Below are 2,871 nucleotides of genomic sequence, written 5' to 3'. Positions count from 1 at the left end.
GGGAAATACCGTGCTGAGCTAGTGGTATGTCTCCAAAATAGATCAGTACTTCTGGGATAGTATCCGGGGGTGATGACGCCAGCGGCTGCTTTGGTCATGTCGGACGGGCAACGAGACGCGCTCGGGGTGCTCGCGCGGTCGCAGATCGCGCCGCATCGGCAGGTGCAGCGCGCCGAGGCGCTGCTGCTCGCCGCTGATGGCGTGGCGAACACGCGGATCGCCGAGCAGGTCGGGGTGAATCCGTCGACCGTGCGGGCGTGGCGGACCCGGTTCGCCGACGACGGCCTCGCGAAGTTGGGCAAGGTCCGTGCGGGGCGGGGCCGCAAGTCCACGATCTCGCAGGACACGATCGAGGAGATCGTCGAGTTGACCCGGAACTCCAAGCCGGCGGGGCAGACGCACTGGTCGTGTCGCACGATGGCCGCCCGGGTCGGGGTGTCGCCGGCGACGGTGCAGCGGGTGTGGGCCGCGCGTGGGCTCAAGCCGCATCTGGTTAAGACGTTCAAGTTGTCGAATGATCCGCGTTTCGAGGAGAAGTTGATCGATGTCGTCGGGTTGTACTTGGCGCCGCCGGACAACGCGCTCGTGCTGTGCCTGGACGAGAAATCCTCTGTGCAGGCGCTGGACCGCACCCAGCCCTCGCTACCGATGACCAAAGGCCGGGCGGCGACGATGACCCACGACTACAAGAGAAACGGCACCACGACGCTGTTCGCCGCCCTGGACGTGCTCACCGGCACCGTCATCGGCCAGTGCCTGCCCCGGCACCGGCACGAGGAGTTCCTGAAGTTCCTGCGCAAGATCGACCGCGAGGTGCCCAAGGGCCTGCAGGTGCATCTGATCTGCGACAACTACGCGACCCACAAACACCCTGACGTGAAGGCGTGGCTGGCCAAGCATCCACGGTTCCACATGCACTTCACCCCGACCTCGTCGAGCTGGTTGAACCTGGTCGAGCGGTGGTTCCGGGAACTGACCGACAAGGCCCTACGGCGCGGCGTGTTCCACTCCGTGCCCGACCTGATCACCAAGATCGAGGAATACCTGGCCGCCCACAACCACGATCCGAAGCCCTTCATCTGGACCGCCACCGCCGACGACATCCTCGCCAAAGTCGCCCGCGGACGCGTCGCACTCCAAGCGGTCAACCAATGACGAGACACACCACTAGTTGCCGACCGTCAGGGCTGAACGCCACACCTCGCACGGCCTGACCGACGTGGTGCGCGATTTTGGCGAGCCTTCGCCCGGATGTGGCGTCCAGCAGTCGCGCGCTCACCGACCCGCCGGTGGCAACGTAGTGGCCGGTCGGGCTGAACGCGACGGCATGAAGCGAGGGCCGAACCTTCAGTTGCAGTTCTCGGTAGCGCCACCGCACCGTTCCCGTCGCAGTGTCGAACACGACAGCCACGCCCGTGCAGAGCCCCGACGAGGCAATGGCGACGGATCGTCCGTCGGGACCGAAGCAGAAGCTGCTGACACCGTTACCGACCCGGATCCCTCGACGCGCCATCAACCGCGGCCCCAACGTCGACACGACCGCGGTTCGCACCGGTCCGCTTGCCGTCGCAGCCCCGATCCGAGCGTGGCCGCGGCGACCGGGCGGCCTGCTGTCGGCAGGTCGCTGCGGGGCGCGCGACGCACTCACCACCACCGCCACAAGCGCGAGGACACCGAGGGCGCACCCGGCTTCGGCGATCTGCTCGCCGATCGGGGCGTCGTCGCCGGGCATCAAGCCCATCACTAACACAACCGAAACGACACCGAAGGTGATCACGAACGTGCAGGCCTGTCGGCCCCAGCGGATCAGGTTTTCCAGCCACAAACCTCGACCATGCCGATCATCCCAAGAGGCATACCTGGGCCGCCGCCCTCCCTGCGTCGCAGGCCGAACCGGTGCATTCACTGGCTGTCCCATCCCGGTCCCTCCATGTGGGCTAATGCACTGCAGGAGCCGTGATGGCGGCCACGATGACGTTGGCTAGGCGTTGCAGGTCGTCGGGTCCGACTGTTGGCGCGTTGGGGTCGGCTTCGTTGACGTAGGAGGACACGACGATAAGCAGTTGCCGGGAGGGGACGATCTCGATCAGTTGGCCGCCGTAGCCGAGGGCGAAGTAGGCGGTGGTGTGGTCCACGGTGGTCAGCCACCAGAGGTAGCCGTAGTTCATTGGTTGGAATTCGTTGGCCCGGGGAAGGCTGTCGGCGTCGGCGACGTGGGCGGTGGTGGCTTGCTGCACCCAGGCAGCGGGCACGACCTGTCGGCCTTTCCATTGTCCGGACTGCAGGAACAGTTGCCCGAAGGTGGCCAGGTCGCGGGGCCGGAGCTTGATCCAGGCCGCGGTCGTGTTGAAGCCTTGCGGGTCGACCGGCCAGGCGAATCCGGCACTCAGGTACGCCGCCGGGAATTGCAGGGTGCCGGTGATGGTCGGTTCGACGCTGGGTGTGGTCACGATCCCGAGCGGGTCGAACAGTTTGGCCCGGGCGTAGGCCAGCACCGATTCGCCGGTGGCCTGGACCAGGATCGGGGACAGCAGGTGCGCCCCGTAGTCGGAGTAGTGGAACGCCTGTCCGGCCGGGTTGTCCTGGTGTTGCAGGATGTAGCGGATCCAGTCGGGTGAGCTTTGCAGTGCTTGTTCCCCGGTTTCGTCGAAGGTGTCCAGGAATCCGCCGGTCATGGTCAGCAGCTGCTGCAGCGTCACGAGGGCCTCGCTCGGGCTCATGAGTGGGGCGTAGCGCGGCAGCATCTGGGCCAGTGTTTCGTCCAGCCGCAGCCGGCCTTCGCTGATGGCGATGCCGACCAGGGTCGAGGTGATGCTTTTCGTGATCGAGTAGCTCGAGCGCGACTGGCTCGCCGAGGAGGAGTAGTAGCGC

At 66.2% G+C, this 2,871-nt stretch carries 3 protein-coding genes; 1 reads left to right on the top strand and 2 read right to left on the bottom strand.

Annotation, left to right across the window (positions count from 1 at the left end; all coding sequences use genetic code 11):
* Positions 1–72 precede the first annotated feature (72 nt).
* Entirely contained in the window at positions 73–1,155 is a 1,083-nt protein-coding gene (locus WAN02_RS13115) for an IS630 family transposase (RefSeq protein WP_422264620.1), read from the top strand.
* Here WAN02_RS13115 and WAN02_RS13110 read toward each other — a convergent pair.
* Both WAN02_RS13110 and WAN02_RS13105 read right to left on the bottom strand, forming a co-directional pair.
* The gene (locus tag WAN02_RS13110; protein ID WP_422264619.1) at positions 1,145–1,825 is read right to left on the bottom strand and encodes a WD40 repeat domain-containing protein; all 681 of its coding nucleotides are present in this window, start codon (positions 1,823–1,825) and stop codon (positions 1,145–1,147) included. The genes WAN02_RS13115 and WAN02_RS13110 overlap by 11 nt on opposite strands.
* A 112-nt stretch (positions 1,826–1,937) precedes the next feature.
* The coding region (locus WAN02_RS13105; protein ID WP_422264618.1) for a serine hydrolase domain-containing protein at positions 1,938–2,871 on the bottom strand (934 nt) is incomplete at its 5' end.

The organism is Mycobacterium sp. (genome assembly GCF_049281135.1).
In the GTDB taxonomy this organism is placed as follows: domain Bacteria; phylum Actinomycetota; class Actinomycetes; order Mycobacteriales; family Mycobacteriaceae; genus Mycobacterium.
The sequence above is the reverse complement of the archived record's forward strand: the minus strand, read 5'-3'. Positions and strand labels throughout refer to the sequence as shown.